We start from the raw sequence: 15,880 nt of genomic DNA, 5'->3' as shown, positions 1-15,880 counted from the left end.
TTTCTCAGGCCATTTCAGAAGGCTCACGACAAGACAGACCCGCCGTGATGATCTCGTCATGCAAGGTGACAGAGGTGACCGCCCCGGCCTTGGCACTCTCGAACAAGTAAGCCGCAAGCACAGGCTATACGATCACAATCCCTGTGGCGTCTTGCCCCAGCAATACTGCCTCATGGCCGCGATGACTCCGGCAGCCATGCCGCTGACACCACCCCAGAGGAAAATCTGGCTGGGTGGGGCAGAGACAACGAACCAACCATTTTCTTCGGCCTCAGATTTGGTCAACCGTATTCAGGCAGCATAGTCGCCGTCAATGCGGATGGCCTTAGCGCCTAGATCGCGCACTACCTGAGCATGAGCTTCACTGGCCCCGGCATAAACATAATCGCTCATGTAAGAGAGGTGCAGCAAAAAGCCCGGAGCGTATCCAGTATGGAAGTACGGACCCGCATTGAAGCAAAAGCTGGCCTTGGCCAAACGATAGGCAACGGAACATTGGTGAATGCCACCACCGATAATCGCGACAGGTGCATGCTTCACGAGCGGATGGGGTATATGGAATTCCTTTGTTAAGGCGACCGCAGCCCGTTCGCGTTTGGCGAGGATACCTGTGTCCCGGTTCTTGTGGGTCACATAGCTGTTCGTCTCGAAATGAGAAAACTCGCGTGCATCCCCATTTTTGACGCGAAATCGACTTTGTCGTGGTTAAAGTGCGGGTGCTGATCAAAGCAAAAAAGGCGAGGGCAAGGCCTGTGACGACCAATGTTCCTGAGCGCGGGTTTACTGACAATGAATTCGCTGCGCGCACCCGGCGCGCACAAGAGTTAATGGCGCGTGATGGATTGGCAGGATTGTTTCTAACGACCGAACCAGAGGTCCGATACTTCACCGGCTTTCAGACTGTGTTCTGGCAAAGCCCGACACGACCCTGGTTTGTGTTCTTGCCCGCCTCCGGCAAACCGATTGCCATCATCCCCGAAATCGGCGCAGAATTGATGCGCCGTTCATGGCTGGACGACATTCGAACCTGGGCGGCGCCCACACCGAATGATGACGGTATCAGCCTTTTGACGGATCTCCTGAGGCCATATGCACGAGAACGCGCGCGGATCGGGGTGATGAAAGGTCATGAAACGGTACTGCGGATGCCACTGGGCGATTGGGAACGGCTCGTTGCTGCGTTGCCAGGGCTTGAGGTCGCGGATTCCACGTCGTTGGTGCATGCCCTGCGCATGATAAAGTCACCGGCGGAGATCGAGAAGCTTGCCTATATCTGCAGCCTCGGATCCGCCACCTTCGCCCGCGTGCCCGACATCGTTTGTCACGGCATGCCACAAGACGAAGTTTTCCGCGCCTTTAGACGCGAAGCATTGGCACAAGGGGTGGATGACACACCCTATTTGGTCGGGGCGGCTGAACGGGGCGGGTACCGGGACGTGATTTCGCCCCCCGACCGCCGTCCATTGCAAAATGGCGATGTCCTGATGCTGGACACTGGCCTGACATGGGATGGGTATTTCTGCGATTTTGACCGCAACTGGGCGATCGGGGTTGCGGATGACAGGGCCAGGCGCGCCTATGACGTGCTCTGGCGGGCCACCGAGGAGGGGCTTGCGACCGCCCGTCCGGGCAACACTTGTCGCGACCTGTTCCAGGCCATGGGTCGTGTGATTGCGGAATTCGACAGCAGCGGTGCCACCATCGGCCGTTTGGGGCATGGGTTGGGCATGCAACTGACCGAACAACCTTCCCATGCGGATTTTGATCTGACAGTGCTCAAGGAAAACATGGTGCTGACGCTTGAGCCATCGCTGAGCTACGGTGATGGGCTGACCATGGTGCACGAAGAAAACATAGTGGTCACAGCGGACGGAGCGCGGCTTTTGACCCAAAGAGCCGCACCCGAATTGCCAGTCATCTAGAAACGGTTTTCTCAAACCCCTGTGAACAATCCACTTTTTGAACCGATTTAGCGAGTATGACGAGCCTGTTCGCGCTGGCCGTGATCATAACTCTACGAGGCAAGAACGGTTGTGACGGCGGCCCAACGACGTGCGATTGCTAGTTCAGTGTGACATTGGTCGCGCTCGGGGCAGTTATGGGTGCGATCATCTGCTCGCGGTTGATGCGCATATCATTGGAGGTGTTCGCGAATACAGTCGGCGCCATGTGGTAGCCCTTAGTATACCTATCCAAACGGTCGCCGCCGCAGCCTCGGTTCTGCCGATTCCAGTGTATTCGAGATTCTGATCCAACTGGCTTTCGCTGACGAGGGGACCAATTTGCACCCCGTCCGCCAACGCGTGACCAACCTTTACTTCATTGCTGGCCAAAACCAGTTTTCATCGAAGGCGCTGTGCACGGCCGAGTGAACGATCAGGCGGCTGGCAGCGGTGCATTTCTGACCGGTTCCGCTACAAAGCGGACACAGCTTCATGGGCGACCACCAAGCCCAGATCACAATCATCCATCGCCAGAAGAGGATTCTTGGAACCCATCTCCAACTGAACCCTGGTCATCTTGTGCAAGGCGGCCATTGAAATCCCGCTACCCACGGCCAAGCCGAAAGCATCCACATCAGCGTTTTCCACAAGGCGTTGGCATTTTAATCGCAAGGCTGGATGCACCGTTGGGAGGGACACGCATGCTTTTGGACCATCTCGGTATTGGTTGCACAGAAAATGGACCCATCCACCGGGCGCATTTGGAGCCGAAGGGTCCGTCGCGGTGTTCTTGGATTTGCCAAGGGACAGCGACGTGCCATGCTCATTCTGACGGTTGTCCCGTTGTCAATCGAAGTTCAGAAGCCGCGGTTTTTACGTGATCGTCCCAAAGCAGTCCTTGCTATAGATGCCGCGAAAGCTCGGGACGAGTCCACGTCGTGAACCAACTCTGTGTTCGAACGGAACAAACGCCGCGAGATCGTGACGTCGTTCCGGTTCACGTTTTCAGCCGGCTTCGCCTTCGGACAGTACCTTTCGCGCAGCACGGAAACACTCCAATCCTTGAGGCACCCCGCAGTAGATTGCGATGACATGGATGATGGCGCGCAATTCCTCTTGCGTCACGCCATTTCGCAGCGCACCACGGCAATGCAGCTCCCATTCCGCCATTTTGCCGAGCGCACCGATCATGGCGAGGTTCATCATCGAGCGGGTTTTGGCGTCGATGACATCATCGCCCCAGCCAAATCCCCAGCACCAGGCGGTCATAGCTTCCTGGAAGGGCTGGGAAAACTCATCGGCCGCAGCGAGGTTTTTCTCGACATACTCTGCACCCAGGGTGGCTTTGCGCTGCTCCAGACCTTTCAAAAACAGGTCTTCGTCAAACAAACTCATGGGATGATCCTTTCCAAAAGGCTAGACGCCTTCGACAATTGCAATTTCCGCGCTGCATGCGCCATCACGGCGGGCGCGCGCCGCTTGGTATTCCGGTGAGTTATAGCAGGCCAGAGCTTGCGCCTTACTTTCAAATTCGATCACCACATGACGCTCATAAAGGGCGCCCTCCAGCGAGGTTGCATCGCCGCCACGTGCCAAAAAACGTGCGCCATACTTCGCAAAGGCCGCCGGCGCATGAGCTTGGTAGCTCGCATAGCGGTCAGGTTCTGTCACGGTGACAAAGGCGATCCAATAACCTTTAGGCATCGCGCGCCTCTCCGACATTCAAGGAGCGTTCTGCGATAAGAGCTGCTTCGCTGATATGGGCTTCTACTGCTGCGCGTGCAGCGTCCGCGCTGCCGCTGAGAATGCTATCATGGATCGCCATCAAGTGGCTCATACCTGAGCGCTCTCTGTCCTTTGCCGCAACCGTCAAAGCCCGAAGGCGACTGATCCGACCATTGAGCCTTTGCACAATGTTCCACGCAATCTCATGGCCCGCCTCCATGAAAATCAACTCATAGAAATGGGTCGTTGCCTTTAGGAAATCGCTCCATTCCGCATCGTTTTTTCTGGCATGTACGGCTTTGACAGCCTTACTGAGTTTGGCGCCGAATTCGCGGCTTTGCTTGGCGGTGCAGGCTGCAGCAGCAGAGCCTTCCAGTTGCAAGCGAATGTCATAAATCTGCTTCGCCTGTTCCCAAGTCAGGCTCGCGACGATGGGGCCTTTGTTCGGCAGAATTTCAACCAACCCTTCGGCTTCCAGGAAGCGGATCGTCTCACGTACGACGGTCCGACTGACGCCAAGCTGCTCACACAATGGGCGTTCGACCAGACGGTCACCGGGTGCAAAGCGACCGTCAATGATCGCCTCACGCATTCGGGCTTGAACGATGTCGCGCAGAGTTTGTGGTGCCCGATCGATTTTGGGCAAAATGGCTTTTTGATCGGTCATAGGCGAACAGTTAACAGGCCAAGCTGGCAGCGGCAATAGTATTGACTGATGGTATACCATCGTACGATACAGATGCGACTCAAGAAAGAAGGCCTCAATATGCCCGCCGAAATTCGCAAAACGCTGACCCATGTTGAAACCACCCTGATCGAAGGAGGCAAAAAGGCCGAGGTGCCTCTCAAGCTGATTGCGGCTATGGCTGTCATTCGCAACCCGTGGGCAGGCCAGGGATTTGTCGACGATCTTGCGCCTGCGATCCGTGGTTGTGCGCCGGGCTTAGGAGCGCTCCTGACAGAGATGATTCTGGACGTCAGTGGCGGCGGCGCGCAGGTTGAAGGCTACGGCAAGGCTGCGATCGTCGGGTTGAGTGGCGAGGTAGAACACGCCTCGGCGTTGATCCACACCCTGCATTTTGGAAACCATTATCGCAACGCCGTGGGTGCGAAATCGTATCTGTCTTTCTGCAATACACGCGGACCGGCGAATGCACCGCTAATGATCCCATTGATGGACAAGAATGATGGTGGACGACGCTCACACTACCTGACGATCCAAACTGCGGTGGCGGACGCTCCAGGCGCGGATGAAATCCTGATTGCGCTTGGGGCCTCTGTAGGTGGGCGTCCACATCACCGTATTGGTGATCGCTATCAAGACCTTAAGGAACTTGGCCATGACGTTGACAACCCTGCGGCTGTCTAGGTCCAGCCTTCAGGTCGCCTGGCGCGACCACGGGGCTGGCGCGCCTGTTTTGCTGATCCATGGGGTCGGCATGCAATCGGCGGCGTGGGGGCCGCAGATCGAAGCACTCTCTGACCGCTACCGGATCATCGCTGTTGATATGCCAGGACACGGAGAGAGCGCGGCCTTGCCCCAAGGAAGTCAGCTTCCCGAATACGTGTGTTGGCTGCACGACTTTGCAGACCAGCTTGGCCTGGGAAGCCTGAGTATTGTTGGGCACTCAATGGGCGCGTTGATCGCAGGTGGTTTCGCGGTTCAGTATCCGCAGCTGACCAGACGGGTTGCCTTGCTGAACGGTGTGTTTCGCCGAGATGCAAAGGCGCGCATCGCAGTTGGATCGCGGGCCGATCAGATCCGTTCAGGCAATATTGATCTGGAGACCCCACTCAAGCGCTGGTTTGGCGACACGCCGTCTGACCAAGCCGCGCGCGCCAAGGTCGCGGATTGGCTCAGCGTCGTTCACCAAGCCGGATATGCAACCGCCTATGAGGCCTTCGCGCGTGGAGACGACATTTACGCAGACCGGTTTGCCGAGATTAACTGCCCTTTCCTGGCAATCACGGGTGAGGACGACCCGAACTCAACTCCTGAAATGTCGAAAGAAATGGCTGCTACCGTGAAAGATGGCACTGCCATTGTCGTTGAGAACCATCGTCACATGGTCAATCTCACGGCGCCGGGCCTTGTCACACAGCATCTGAAAAACTGGCTGCAAGACACCCCATATGAGGAGGCCGTAGGATGACTGCATTTGACACTCAGGCACTGCGCAATGCCTTTGGGACATTTCTGACTGGTGTTACCGTTGTCACGGCGCGGGATGCGCAAGGTGAACCCTTGGGTTTTACGGCCAACTCCTTCTCGTCTGTGTCGCTTGACCCGGCGCTTTTGCTGGTCTGTCTGGCCAAATCTTCTCAGAACTATGACACCTTGGTGAACACCGCTGGCTTTGCCGTGAATATTCTGGCCGAGACGCAGGTCGATATTTCAAATACCTTTGCGCGTCCCTCTGACGATCGGTTCGCGGACGTTGATTGGCACGCCGGGCCTCACGGCGCGCCGATTATTGACAGCAGTTCGGCATGGTTTGAGTGCAAGATGTTCAACGTGGTGGATGCCGGAGACCACGCGATCCTGATTGGGCAAGTGATGGCATTCGACAGCACGGCAAAGCCCGGTTTGGGCTATGCGCGCGGCGCATATGTCACGCCCTCTGCATCGGCTGCCGCGATCTTGCCAACATCCAAACTGGTCGTTTCAGTCTTGGTTGAACAGGATGGGCATGTCCTTTTGCTGAGCGACGATGGCGGTGGAGTGATGCTGCCGGAAACTGAGGTTGGGCCAGATGAGACGGTGTCATCCGCTATGCAGCGCCTGCTGTTAGAGGCAGGCGTAGCGGCAGAACCCGGGTTTCTCTATTCGGTCTATGAGGACGCAGCACGCAAACAACAACACCTATGTTTTCTTTGCCAAGCGACCCGCTGCACCTCCGCCGCTGGTGTTTTTGTCCCAATTTCTGCGTCAACTTGGGACGACGTGACGGACCCCGCAACAGTCACGCTGCTGGAACGTTATGCGGCTGAAACCAAGATTGGCACTTTGGGCATTTACTATGGAAATCAAAACAGTGGCAAAGTACGCGCCGTTGTCTGACAGGAGGTTCTGACGCATGCGTTTCTCACTTTTTGCTCACATGGAACGGACATCCGCCGATCAGGATCAGCGCGAACTCTATGATCAGTTTGTGACGTTGGCGAAAATGGCGGACGATGGCGGCATGCACGCCGTCTGGACTGGTGAGCATCACGGTATGGATTTTACCATTGCACCAAACCCGTTCTTGAACCTTGTCGATCTTGCACACCAGACCAAGAATGTGAGGTTGGGCACGGGTACGATCATCGCTCCATTCTGGCATCCAGTGCGGTTGGCTGGTGAAGCGGCGATGGCAGATATGATCGTTGACGGGCGGCTTGATCTCGGTATTGCGCGCGGTGCCTACAGCTATGAATATGAGCGCCTGGTTCCTGGCATGGACGCATGGGACGCTGGTCAAAGGCTGCGCGAGCTGGTGCCCGCTGTGCAGCAAATTTGGAAAGGTGACTACGCGCAGGAAGGAATCTATCACTCCTTCCCCTCAACCACCTCATCCCCCAAGCCAGTGCAGCAAGACGGTCCGCCGATCTGGATTGCCGCCCGCGACCCCAACAGCCATGAATTTGCCGTCTCCAATGGTTGCAAGGTTCAGGTAACGCCTCTTTGGCAGGGCGACCAAGAGATCACCACGCTGATGGAAACCTTCAACGCCGCCTGCGCCAAGTTTCCCGACATCCCTCGCCCCGAAATCATGCTGCTTAACCACACCTATATTGCCGAGGATGAGGCCGACATTCAGCAGGCGGCGGAAGAGATCAACCGTTTCTACTGCTATTTTGGGGCGTGGTTCAAAAATGAACGACCCGTGTCGCAAGGGTTGATTCAATCGCTCAGCGACGACGAAATTGCCGCTCATCCGTTCTATTCGCCCGAAGCCATGCGACGCGACAACGTCATTGCAACAGCGGATCACGCCGTCGAGCGGATCAAAGGGTACAAGGCGCTCGGCTACGACGAATACGCCTTCTGGATCGACAGTGGGATGAGCTTTGAACGCAAGAAAGCATCGCTTGAGCGTTTCCTCCAAAACGTCATGCCAGCCTTCGCATAAGGAACAGATTGTGCAGCAATTTCAGCAATATATCGGCGGTGCATTCTCGGATGGCGCGGCACAGTTTGACAGTATTGACCCCGCCACGGGCAAGGTTTGGGCAAAAATGCCCGAGGCACAGCGCGAGGATGTGAACGCCGCGGTAGAGGCCGCCGAGGCCGCGTTCTATGGGGCGGACTGGGCCAGCTTGACGGCATCGGCGCGGGGTAAACTGCTTTTGAAGCTGGCGGATCTCATCGCTGAAAACGCCACCAGATTGGCAGAGCTTGAAACCCGTGACACAGGCAAGATCATCCGAGAGACCTCTGCCCAGATCGCCTATGTTGCAGAATACTATCGCTACTATGCAGGCCTTGCTGATAAAATCGAAGGCGCTCATCTGCCAATCGACAAGCCGGATATGGAGGTTTGGCTGCGCCGCGAACCTGTGGGCGTTGTCGCGGCGATCGTGCCGTGGAATTCGCAGCTCTTCCTCTCTGCGGTCAAGATCGGCCCGGCCCTTGCTGCCGGGTGCACTGTGGTATTGAAAGCGTCCGAGGAAGGGCCCGCGCCAATGCTGGAGTTTGCCCGCATTTTTGATCAGGCGGGCTTTCCTCGCGGGGTGCTGAACGTCATCACCGGCTTTGGCCCAGACTGCGGTGCAGTGCTGACAAGTCATCCCAAAGTCGCCCATGTTGCGTTTACTGGCGGCCCCGAAACTGCGCGACATGTGGTACGCAACTCCGCCGAGAACCTTGCCTCGACATCGCTGGAGCTGGGCGGCAAATCCCCGTTCATTGTGTTCGAGGACGCCGACTTGGCCAGCGCCGTGAACGCGCAAGTGTCAGGGATTTTCGCAGCCAGCGGGCAAAGTTGCGTCGCAGGCTCTCGGTTGGTGATATCCAACCGGATCAAAGATGCATTCCTCGCATGCTTAAAGGAAAAGGCCGAAGCTGTGGTCATTGGCGCACCCGATGACATGGCAACGGAAGTCGGCCCTTTGTGCACGCAAAAGCAGGTCCAAAACGCCGAGGCTCTGGTCAAAGCATCCAAGCAAGCCGGTGCGACAGTGCTGACTGGCGGGACAGCAATTGATCGCGATGGCTTCTATTTTCCACCCACGATCATCGACTGCTCAAGTGCTCCGGACGCCCCAGGTCTCAGCCAGGAATTCTTCGGCCCCGTCTTGTCAGTTGTAGGGTTTGACACTGAGGCAGAGGCACTGGAGATCGCCAATTCCACGGAATTTGGCTTGGCCTCGGGTGTGTTCACCAAAGACCTGACCCGGGCCCATCGAATGATCCGTGGCATTCGTTCCGGGATTGTCTGGGTTAACACATACCGCGCCGTCAGTCCGATCGCACCCTTCGGAGGCCACGGTCTTTCCGGCCACGGTCGCGAGGGCGGACTGCAAGCAGCGCTCGACTATACAAAGATCAAAACCGTTTGGTTGCGCACCAGTGACGACCCGATCCCCGATCCCTTTGTGATGCGCTGAGCCCATGCAAAAAATATGGAAGCAGAAATTTGATCCACTCCTGTCCTTTGATAGTTGAAGCCTCATTCCAGCGTGAATGAAAGGGTTGTCCTACAACAATCAAGCAACGACTATCAGGCCCTCTAACCACATTTTGAAAACCCGCAAGATGCGCATGTCATACACCCTTCGATCATCCGCATTTCGAAACTGCCACAGCTTGAGCACGCCTTACCTCGGGGCGTATCTAGACCGACCACTTCCGCCTGTGGATCGGACTTTAGGCCCATACCCTCGCCTTCGATAAATCCAATCTGGATCATGTGCTGTTCTATCACGCCACCGATGGCGGCGAGGATCGATGGAATGTATTTACCCTGCATCCACGCACCGCCACGCGGGTCGAACACTGCCTTCAACTCTTCGACAACAAACGACACATCCCCGCCTCGTCGGAAGACGGCAGAAATCATGCGGGTCAGGGCCACGGTCCATGCAAAGTGTTCCATGTTCTTGGAGTTGATGAACACCTCGAATGGGCGACGGTGACCACCAATCACCAGGTCGTTTACAGTAATGTACAACGCGTGTTCGCTATCTGGCCACTTGACCTTGTAGGTGTTCCCCTCAAGCGCATTGGGTCTGTCCAGAGGTTCCGCCATGTAGATCACATCGCCATGCGGTTGCATCGGTTCCCCGTCGTCATTGGCGAGCACCGGAGTGTCCTTTGGTTTTTCCTCGGCAACTGTCAAAACCGACCCGGTCACCGCATTCGGGCGATAGGTCGTACACCCTTTGCAACCGGTATCCCACGCCTGCATGTATACATCCTTGAAGGCGTCGAAGCTGATGTCTTCAGGGCAGTTGATCGTTTTGGAAATCGACGAGTCGACCCACTTCTGAGCCGCCGCCTGCATCTTGACGTGGTCACTTGGCGCCAACGTCTGGGCGTTTACAAAATAGTCTGGCAACTCGGCATCACCAAACTTGTCGCGCCACATTTGCACTGCGTAATCAACGACTTCTTCCTCGGTTCGGCTACCGTCCTTCTGCAGGACTTTGCGGGTGTAGGCATAGGCGAAGACGGGTTCGATACCAGAGGAGACGTTACCCGCATAAAGGCTGATGGTACCGGTCGGCGCAATGGACGTCAGAAGGGCGTTGCGGATGCCATGTTCGGCGATGGCGTCGCGCACATCTGCGTCCATGGCTTGCATGGTGCCGCTGGCAAGGTAGCCTTCGGCATCGAATAGTGGGAAGGCGCCTTTCTCTTTCGCGAGATCGACAGAGGCGAGGTAGGAAGCACGAGCGATGGCCTTGAGCCAGGCTTCCGTCTGCGCCGCGGCCTCGTCCGAACCATAGCGGAGACCAAGCATAAGGAGCGCGTCGGCAAGGCCCGTGACGCCCAGACCGATCCGTCGTTTCGCTACTGCCTCTCGCGCCTGTACCTCCAGAGGAAAGCGCGACGCGTCGACGACATTGTCCATCATCCGCACGGCAGTACCGACCAGCTCGGATAACGCAACCTCATCCAATTCCGCAGCTTCCTCAAAGGGTTGGCTGACCAGACGCGCAAGGTTGATTGACCCCAGCAGGCACGCGCCATAAGGCGGCAACGGCTGTTCGCCGCAAGGGTTTGTTGCCGCTATCGTCTCGCAATAGTTCAGATTGTTGGCGGCGTTGATGCGGTCGATGAAGATCACGCCGGGTTCAGCATAATCATAGGTGGACTTCATGATGCCATTCCACAGGTCACGGGCCTGCACTGTCTTGTAGACTGTGCCGTCAAAGACCAGATCCCAAGACCTGTCCGCCTTAACCGCTTCCATGAAGGCGTCCGTAACCAAAACCGAAACGTTGAACATACGCAGACGAGCTGCGTCGGACTTGGCGGTGATGAAATCTTCGATGTCCGGATGGTCGCAGCGCATGGTCGCCATCATCGCGCCACGGCGGCTGCCTGCGGACATGATGGTGCGGCACATCGCATCCCAAACATCCATAAAACTGAGGGGTCCCGACGCATCAGCCGCCACACCCTTGACCCCTGCCCCCTTGGGCCGGATGGTCGAGAAATCGTAGCCGATGCCGCCGCCCTGCTGCATGGTCAGCGCCGCTTCTTTCAGCATGTCAAAGATGCCGCCCATGCTGTCGGGGATCGTGCCCATGACAAAACAGTTGAACAGCGTGACAGACCGCGCTGTACCCGCCCCGGCGGTGATACGACCGGCAGGCAAAAATTTGAAATCTTCCAAGGCGTTATAAAAGGTCTGCTCCCACACCTCAGGCTCTTTTTCGACCTTGGCCAAATCACGTGCAATGCGCCGCCAACTGTCTTCGACAGTCGTATCAATGGGCGTGCCGTCCGCTTCCTTGAAGCGGTACTTCATATCCCAGATCTGTTCGGCAATTGGCGCAGCAAAGCGTGTCATCAAAGCATCCCCAAGGTGTCAGGCGAATCTGTCATGTCGCAGCAAGACCACGAACGTATCATACCGTAACGCAAAACCCCATAGGTTGCATACCGACTGATCCAGACTACAATATAAGGTGTGTGTTGGGGATAACCGACGGGACGACTCTGTGGATAAGTACATCAACCTGATCAAATTGTCCGTGGGCAGCGAAAGCTTTGAAAGTTTGGCTGCGTGGCAGTCCACAAAGCGTGCGCAGACCACCGATGGCTACCCGCGTCATGTGACACGTATGTGGCCCAAGCGGGAAAAGGAAATCCTGAACGGTGGATCGATTTTCTGGGTGGTCAAAGGTGTTCTGACCTGTCGCCAGCGGATTATCCGGCTGGATGAAGTAATTGGCAGCGACGGTATTCGCCGCTGCGCCATTGTGTCGGATCCTGAGTTGATCCGGGTGCAATCTGCCCTGAAACGCCCCTTCCAGGGGTGGCGCTATCTGAAGCCCGAAGACACCCCGCCAGACCTGCCAAAAGGTCGTGAGCGCGAGGACCCGCTGCCGGTCGAACTGAACCGGGCACTGGCCGAGATCGGGGTTCTTTAAGGCGAAAGCTTAACGCACCGTGCGGTGCGATTTCGGCGCCGAATTTGTCAGAACTGCACATTTCGCATGGGAAACTGCGTATTTTGCGCCCGCCAAAATCGCCCGTTTCGAGCCGTTTCAGGCAAATTGCACATTTTGATCCGCAAACTGCGCATTTTGCCGTCAGCGCATTCGTTCACACATTGGTAACACCCGCACGCCGTTAACCTTTGCGCGGGTGCGTTCACTATTGGTAGAGATTGGCGCCTAGTCGGCCCCAAGCCTGTCCAGCAGTGTGGCCAGTACTCCGCGGTCCGCATCCGTCACCTCGGCCACGCGGGACCGCCACAATGTCGCCTGGCTGGCGAGGATCAGACCGTCACTCAGGATCTTGAGGTGGTTGGCGCGCAACGTGTCCCCGGAGGACGTGATGTCGGCAATCGCCTCTGCCGTCTCGTTTGCCACGGTGCCTTCGGTTGCACCTTGGCTGTCGACAAGGGCATAGTCAGCCACGCCCGCCTCGCGCAGGAAGTCCCGCACCAGCCGGTGATATTTGGTCGCGATGCGCAGGCGGAACCCATGGGCCGCGCGGAACGCAGCCGCAGCCGCATCCAGATCATCGGTCAGGTCCACATCAATCCATGCCTGCGGCACAGCCAGAACCAGATCGGCGTGGCCAAAACCCATTTCGGCCATCGGTTCGACCTGCTGTTCCCAGAGCGGAAGTTTCTCATGCACAAGGTCGGTGCCGGTCGCCCCAAGGTGGATGCGCCCAGCGGCCAGCTCACGCGGCATTTCACCGGCAGACAGCAGGACAAGCGCAACACCGTCGATCCCTTCGACAGCCCCCGCATATTCGCGATCCGATCCCGTGCGGCTGAGCGTGATGCCCCGCTTGTCGAACCACTGGAACGTCTTTTCCATCAACCGCCCCTTGGACGGCACACCCAGCTTGATCATGGCATCGCCTCCAATCCGACCAGAAGGCCGGGGCGGATGACGGCCCCCACTGCCGGGATTTCCTGGCCCGCGCCAAGGCGGCGGGTCAGCGCGTCGTAGCGCCCGCCGGAGGCGATGGGCGGCAGGTCGGGGCGCTGTTCCGCGTAAAAGCCAAACACGAAGCCGTCGTAATATTCCATCGAGGTGCGTCCGAAGCTGGCTTCGAATTCGAGGTTGTCCACGTCGACGCCGCGCGCGCTGAGCGCCTCGGCCCGCGCGTCGATACGTTTGACCGCTGGACGGATAGCGGGCAGGTCGACGCAGAGTGTGTGCATCTGCGCAAGTGCGAAGGGCAGCGTTTCACGCACATTCAGGAGCGCATCGAGGCTGTCCATCTGTGCACCGGACAGGGGCGGCTCTGCGGAGTCCGCGTGCAATGCAGCGATCCGCGCGTCAATTTCCGACTGGCTGCGCAGGCCGGTCAGGGGGGCCGTGGACGTTAACTTGTTTGCGAGCAGGTTGGCGCGCGTCTCGGGCATCTCGGACCGTCCTGAGAACCGATCAAGGAGGGCGCGGAACCGGCGCGGGCGCCAGATGTGGCGGCGCAGGGCGGCCTTGCGCCGTTCGGAGGTATCAAGACCGTCCACAGCTGCCATGAGCACGCCAATGTCACCTGTCGCGGCGCGCAAGGACAGAGTGCTGACGGCATCCGCAATCAGGGCGAACACTTCGGCATCAGCGGCGGCCGGGTCGGTGCGGTCAAACACCTCGTAGCCCACTTGCAGGAATTCATTGGCCCGGTCCGGGTCTTCCTCCTGCCGTCGGAAGACCTCACCCGCATAGGTATAGCGTGCGGGTTCGGCACCGTTTGCCATGTGCATCTGGACCACCGGAACAGTGAAATCCGGGCGCAGCATCTGTTCACCGCGCAATGCATCGGAGGTGACGTAGGCGCGCGCGCGGATATCCTCTCCATAAAGGTCGAGTAGCAGGTCGGCCGGTTGCAGGATGGGGGGTTCCACGGCCTGTGCACCCGCCGCGACAAAGCTGTCGCGCAGGGCATAGGCCCGCTGGCGTGCTTGCGTCATTGGTTCAGGATCTCCTGCACCTTTGCCAGCATCTGGTCGCGGGGCACTTCGAACTGGCTGGGGTTTTCGGCCCATTCCTCATGCGTTGCCGTCTCGGCGATCTTGGCGCCGAGGTAGAGGTCCTTGATCTGCACCACGCCACGCTCTTTTTCGTCCCCGCCTTCGATGATGGCGATGGGGGCGTTGCGCTTGTCCGCATATTTGAGCTGGTTGCCGAAGTTCTTCGGGTTGCCGAGGTAGACCTCGGCCCGGATGCCCGCGCTGCGCAGTTCGGCCACCATCTGCTGGTAGTCGGCCATGCGGTCGCGGTCCATGACGGTGACGACGACAGGACCTTGTTCGGTCGTGCCGATGCGGTTGGTAGCGCGTAGGGCGGCGAGCAGCCGGTCGACGCCGATGGAGACGCCGGTGGCGGGAACCTCTTGGCCGGTGAAGCGTTTTACGAGGTCATCGTAGCGCCCCCCGCCCGCGACGGAGCCAAACTGGACCGTCTGGCCCTTTTCGTTCTGGACGTCGAAGGTGAGTTCCGCCTCGTAAACGGGGCCGGTGTAGTAGCCCAAGCCCCGGACGACGGAGGGGTCGATGACGATGCGGTCGGAGTAATATCCAGAGTTAAACAGCAAACTTGTTATTTCCAGAAGTTCACGAACGCCGCGTTGACCGATTTCAGAGCCTTTGACGAGGTAATCCAGTTCTTGGATTACTGCTGAGTTCCATATGTCGCCGGCTTGCCAAGCCTCTTCTGTCTCCAAACGGTTGGAACCTTGCCCCCAACTGACGGCCTTTCGCGCTTTGAATGCGTATGACGTATCGAAATCCTCGACGTCTTGGGCGCTACGAGCCAAATTTCTCTCTACCGTAGACTTCGCTTGCACAAACGCCATTACGGTTTCGATCTGTTTTTCATTCAACCGCGCACCTTCGGTGACATCCCCACTCTCGTCTTTGCGCCCATCACCCAATAGCGCGCGCACACCGTCCGGCCCGAGCCGGTCGAGCTTGTCAATCGCGCGCAGGACGATACCGCGTTCGGCTTCCTTGTCGTCACCGGCGAGGCCCGCGACTTCCATCACGCCGTTCAGAACCTTGCGGTTGTTGATACGGATCACGTAATCGCCGCGCTGGATACCCACGGCTTCGAGCGTGTCGGAGAGCATCGCGCAAATCTCGGCATCTGCGGCCATGGAGGCGGTGCCCACCGTGTCTGCATCACATTGATAAAACTGGCGAAACCGCCCCGGCCCAGGCTTTTCATTGCGCCAGACCGGGCCCATCGCGTAGCGGCGATAGGGGTTTGGCAGGTCGTTGCGGTGCTGGGCATAGACGCGCGCCAGCGGGGCCGTCATGTCGTAGCGCAGAGCGAGCCAGTCGCCGTCTTCCTCCTGCCAGGCAAAAACGCCTTCGTTTGGACGGTCCACGTCAGGCAGGAACTTGCCAAGCGCCTCAACCGTTTCCACAGCACTGGATTCGAGCGCGTCAAACCCGTAGCGATGATACACCCCGGCGATCTTTTGCAGCATTTCGGCGCGGTCGGTAACGTCCGTGCCGAAATAGTCGCGGAACCCCTTGGGCGTTTGAGCCTTGGGGCGGGGAGTTTTCTTGGGCTTGGCCATGGTGGCG

At 58.0% G+C, this 15,880-nt stretch carries 18 protein-coding genes; 7 read left to right on the top strand and 11 right to left on the bottom strand.

Annotation, left to right across the window (positions count from 1 at the left end; translation table 11 throughout):
* Positions 1–132 precede the first annotated feature (132 nt).
* Positions 133–285 carry a hypothetical protein gene (locus tag IE087_RS15430; protein WP_189370256.1) on the bottom strand — a complete coding sequence of 51 codons (153 nt, stop codon included), beginning with the start codon at positions 283–285 and terminating at the stop codon, positions 133–135.
* 6 nt (positions 286–291) lie between these two features.
* Positions 292–540 carry a hypothetical protein gene (locus IE087_RS23550; protein ID WP_229801406.1) on the bottom strand — a complete coding sequence of 83 codons (249 nt, stop codon included), beginning with the start codon at positions 538–540 and terminating at the stop codon, positions 292–294.
* Positions 541–752: 212 nt separating this feature from the next.
* Here IE087_RS23550 and IE087_RS15425 point away from each other — a divergent pair, with 212 nt between their 5' ends.
* On the top strand, positions 753–1,922 hold the full coding sequence (locus IE087_RS15425; protein ID WP_189370255.1) for a M24 family metallopeptidase: 1,170 nt from the start codon (positions 753–755) through the stop codon (positions 1,920–1,922).
* Positions 1,923–2,061: 139 nt separating this feature from the next.
* On the opposite strand, the gene IE087_RS23545 is transcribed toward IE087_RS15425, so the two are convergent.
* The 5 genes from IE087_RS23545 to IE087_RS15405 all read right to left on the bottom strand — a co-directional run bounded on the left by IE087_RS23545 (position 2,062) and on the right by IE087_RS15405 (position 4,335).
* Entirely contained in the window at positions 2,062–2,169 is a 108-nt protein-coding gene (locus tag IE087_RS23545) for a hypothetical protein (protein ID WP_229801405.1), read from the bottom strand.
* Positions 2,170–2,414: 245 nt separating this feature from the next.
* On the bottom strand, positions 2,415–2,591 hold the full coding sequence (locus tag IE087_RS23540; RefSeq protein WP_229801404.1) for an aldehyde dehydrogenase family protein: 177 nt from the start codon (positions 2,589–2,591) through the stop codon (positions 2,415–2,417).
* A 357-nt stretch (positions 2,592–2,948) separates the two neighbouring features.
* Entirely contained in the window at positions 2,949–3,338 is a 390-nt protein-coding gene (locus IE087_RS15415; RefSeq protein WP_189370254.1) for a carboxymuconolactone decarboxylase family protein, read from the bottom strand.
* 21 nt (positions 3,339–3,359) lie between these two features.
* A complete protein-coding gene (locus tag IE087_RS15410; RefSeq protein WP_189370253.1) occupies positions 3,360–3,647 on the bottom strand; it encodes a DUF1330 domain-containing protein in 288 nt (95 codons plus the stop codon).
* A complete protein-coding gene (locus IE087_RS15405) occupies positions 3,640–4,335 on the bottom strand; it encodes a GntR family transcriptional regulator (protein ID WP_189370252.1) in 696 nt (231 codons plus the stop codon). Before IE087_RS15405 ends, IE087_RS15410 begins: the two co-directional genes overlap by 8 nt.
* 99 nt (positions 4,336–4,434) lie before the next feature.
* Here IE087_RS15405 and IE087_RS15400 point away from each other — a divergent pair, with 99 nt between their 5' ends.
* From IE087_RS15400 to IE087_RS15380, 5 genes are read left to right on the top strand one after another with little or no spacing between them, the layout of a single operon-like run.
* Positions 4,435–5,037 (top strand): amino acid synthesis family protein, encoded by a 603-nt coding sequence (locus IE087_RS15400; protein WP_189370452.1) that lies wholly within the window; start codon positions 4,435–4,437, stop codon positions 5,035–5,037.
* Positions 5,009–5,821: an alpha/beta fold hydrolase gene (locus IE087_RS15395; protein WP_189370251.1), complete on the top strand. Its 813-nt coding sequence runs from the start codon at positions 5,009–5,011 to the stop codon at positions 5,819–5,821. The genes IE087_RS15400 and IE087_RS15395 overlap by 29 nt, the downstream gene beginning before the upstream one ends.
* On the top strand, positions 5,818–6,729 hold the full coding sequence (locus IE087_RS15390) for a flavin reductase family protein (RefSeq protein WP_189370250.1): 912 nt from the start codon (positions 5,818–5,820) through the stop codon (positions 6,727–6,729). The genes IE087_RS15395 and IE087_RS15390 overlap by 4 nt, the downstream gene beginning before the upstream one ends.
* Positions 6,730–6,745: 16 nt before the next feature.
* Positions 6,746–7,783, top strand: coding sequence for an LLM class flavin-dependent oxidoreductase (locus IE087_RS15385; RefSeq protein WP_189370249.1), 1,038 nt, complete (start codon positions 6,746–6,748; stop codon positions 7,781–7,783).
* 10 nt (positions 7,784–7,793) lie between these two features.
* Positions 7,794–9,260 (top strand): aldehyde dehydrogenase, encoded by a 1,467-nt coding sequence (locus IE087_RS15380; protein WP_189370248.1) that lies wholly within the window; start codon positions 7,794–7,796, stop codon positions 9,258–9,260.
* 122 nt (positions 9,261–9,382) lie between these two features.
* On the opposite strand, the gene IE087_RS15375 is transcribed toward IE087_RS15380, so the two are convergent.
* On the bottom strand, positions 9,383–11,671 hold the full coding sequence (locus IE087_RS15375; RefSeq protein ID WP_189370247.1) for an adenosylcobalamin-dependent ribonucleoside-diphosphate reductase: 2,289 nt from the start codon (positions 11,669–11,671) through the stop codon (positions 9,383–9,385).
* A gap of 151 nt (positions 11,672–11,822) precedes the next feature.
* Between IE087_RS15375 and IE087_RS15370 the strand changes: the two genes are divergently transcribed.
* Positions 11,823–12,254 (top strand): DUF1489 family protein, encoded by a 432-nt coding sequence (locus IE087_RS15370; protein ID WP_189370246.1) that lies wholly within the window; start codon positions 11,823–11,825, stop codon positions 12,252–12,254.
* Between the two features lie 246 nt (positions 12,255–12,500).
* On the opposite strand, the gene hisG is transcribed toward IE087_RS15370, so the two are convergent.
* The 3 genes from hisG to hisS are packed head-to-tail and all read right to left on the bottom strand — an operon-like array spanning position 12,501 to position 15,873.
* On the bottom strand, positions 12,501–13,193 hold the full coding sequence (gene hisG, locus IE087_RS15365) for an ATP phosphoribosyltransferase (RefSeq protein ID WP_189370245.1): 693 nt from the start codon (positions 13,191–13,193) through the stop codon (positions 12,501–12,503).
* Complete coding sequence (locus IE087_RS15360; protein WP_189370244.1) at positions 13,190–14,260, bottom strand: ATP phosphoribosyltransferase regulatory subunit; 1,071 nt, start codon at positions 14,258–14,260, stop codon at positions 13,190–13,192. The genes hisG and IE087_RS15360 overlap by 4 nt, the downstream gene beginning before the upstream one ends.
* Positions 14,257–15,873, bottom strand: coding sequence for a histidine--tRNA ligase (gene hisS, locus IE087_RS15355; RefSeq protein WP_189370243.1), 1,617 nt, complete (start codon positions 15,871–15,873; stop codon positions 14,257–14,259). The genes IE087_RS15360 and hisS overlap by 4 nt, the downstream gene beginning before the upstream one ends.
* Positions 15,874–15,880: the final 7 nt, after the last annotated feature.

The organism is Tateyamaria omphalii (genome assembly GCF_014651375.1).
Taxonomy (GTDB): domain Bacteria; phylum Pseudomonadota; class Alphaproteobacteria; order Rhodobacterales; family Rhodobacteraceae; genus Tateyamaria; species Tateyamaria omphalii.
The sequence above is the reverse complement of the archived record's forward strand: the minus strand, read 5'-3'. Positions and strand labels throughout refer to the sequence as shown.

Excerpts from the sequence above, each read along its gene's own strand:
- IE087_RS15360 (WP_189370244.1), bottom strand. The coding sequence starts at position 14,260 with ATGACGCAAGCACGCCAGCGGGCCTATGCCCTGCGCGACAGCTTTGTC.
- IE087_RS15390 (WP_189370250.1), top strand. The coding sequence starts at position 5,818 with ATGACTGCATTTGACACTCAGGCACTGCGCAATGCCTTTGGGACATTT.
- IE087_RS23545 (WP_229801405.1), bottom strand. The coding sequence starts at position 2,169 with ATGGCGCCGACTGTATTCGCGAACACCTCCAATGATATGCGCATCAAC.
- IE087_RS15400 (WP_189370452.1), top strand. The coding sequence starts at position 4,435 with ATGCCCGCCGAAATTCGCAAAACGCTGACCCATGTTGAAACCACCCTG.
- hisS (WP_189370243.1), bottom strand. The coding sequence starts at position 15,873 with ATGGCCAAGCCCAAGAAAACTCCCCGCCCCAAGGCTCAAACGCCCAAG.
- IE087_RS15410 (WP_189370253.1), bottom strand. The coding sequence starts at position 3,647 with ATGCCTAAAGGTTATTGGATCGCCTTTGTCACCGTGACAGAACCTGAC.
- IE087_RS15375 (WP_189370247.1), bottom strand. The coding sequence starts at position 11,671 with ATGACACGCTTTGCTGCGCCAATTGCCGAACAGATCTGGGATATGAAG.
- IE087_RS15405 (WP_189370252.1), bottom strand. The coding sequence starts at position 4,335 with ATGACCGATCAAAAAGCCATTTTGCCCAAAATCGATCGGGCACCACAA.
- hisG (WP_189370245.1), bottom strand. The coding sequence starts at position 13,193 with ATGATCAAGCTGGGTGTGCCGTCCAAGGGGCGGTTGATGGAAAAGACG.
- IE087_RS15385 (WP_189370249.1), top strand. The coding sequence starts at position 6,746 with ATGCGTTTCTCACTTTTTGCTCACATGGAACGGACATCCGCCGATCAG.
- IE087_RS15415 (WP_189370254.1), bottom strand. The coding sequence starts at position 3,338 with ATGAGTTTGTTTGACGAAGACCTGTTTTTGAAAGGTCTGGAGCAGCGC.
- IE087_RS15395 (WP_189370251.1), top strand. The coding sequence starts at position 5,009 with ATGACGTTGACAACCCTGCGGCTGTCTAGGTCCAGCCTTCAGGTCGCC.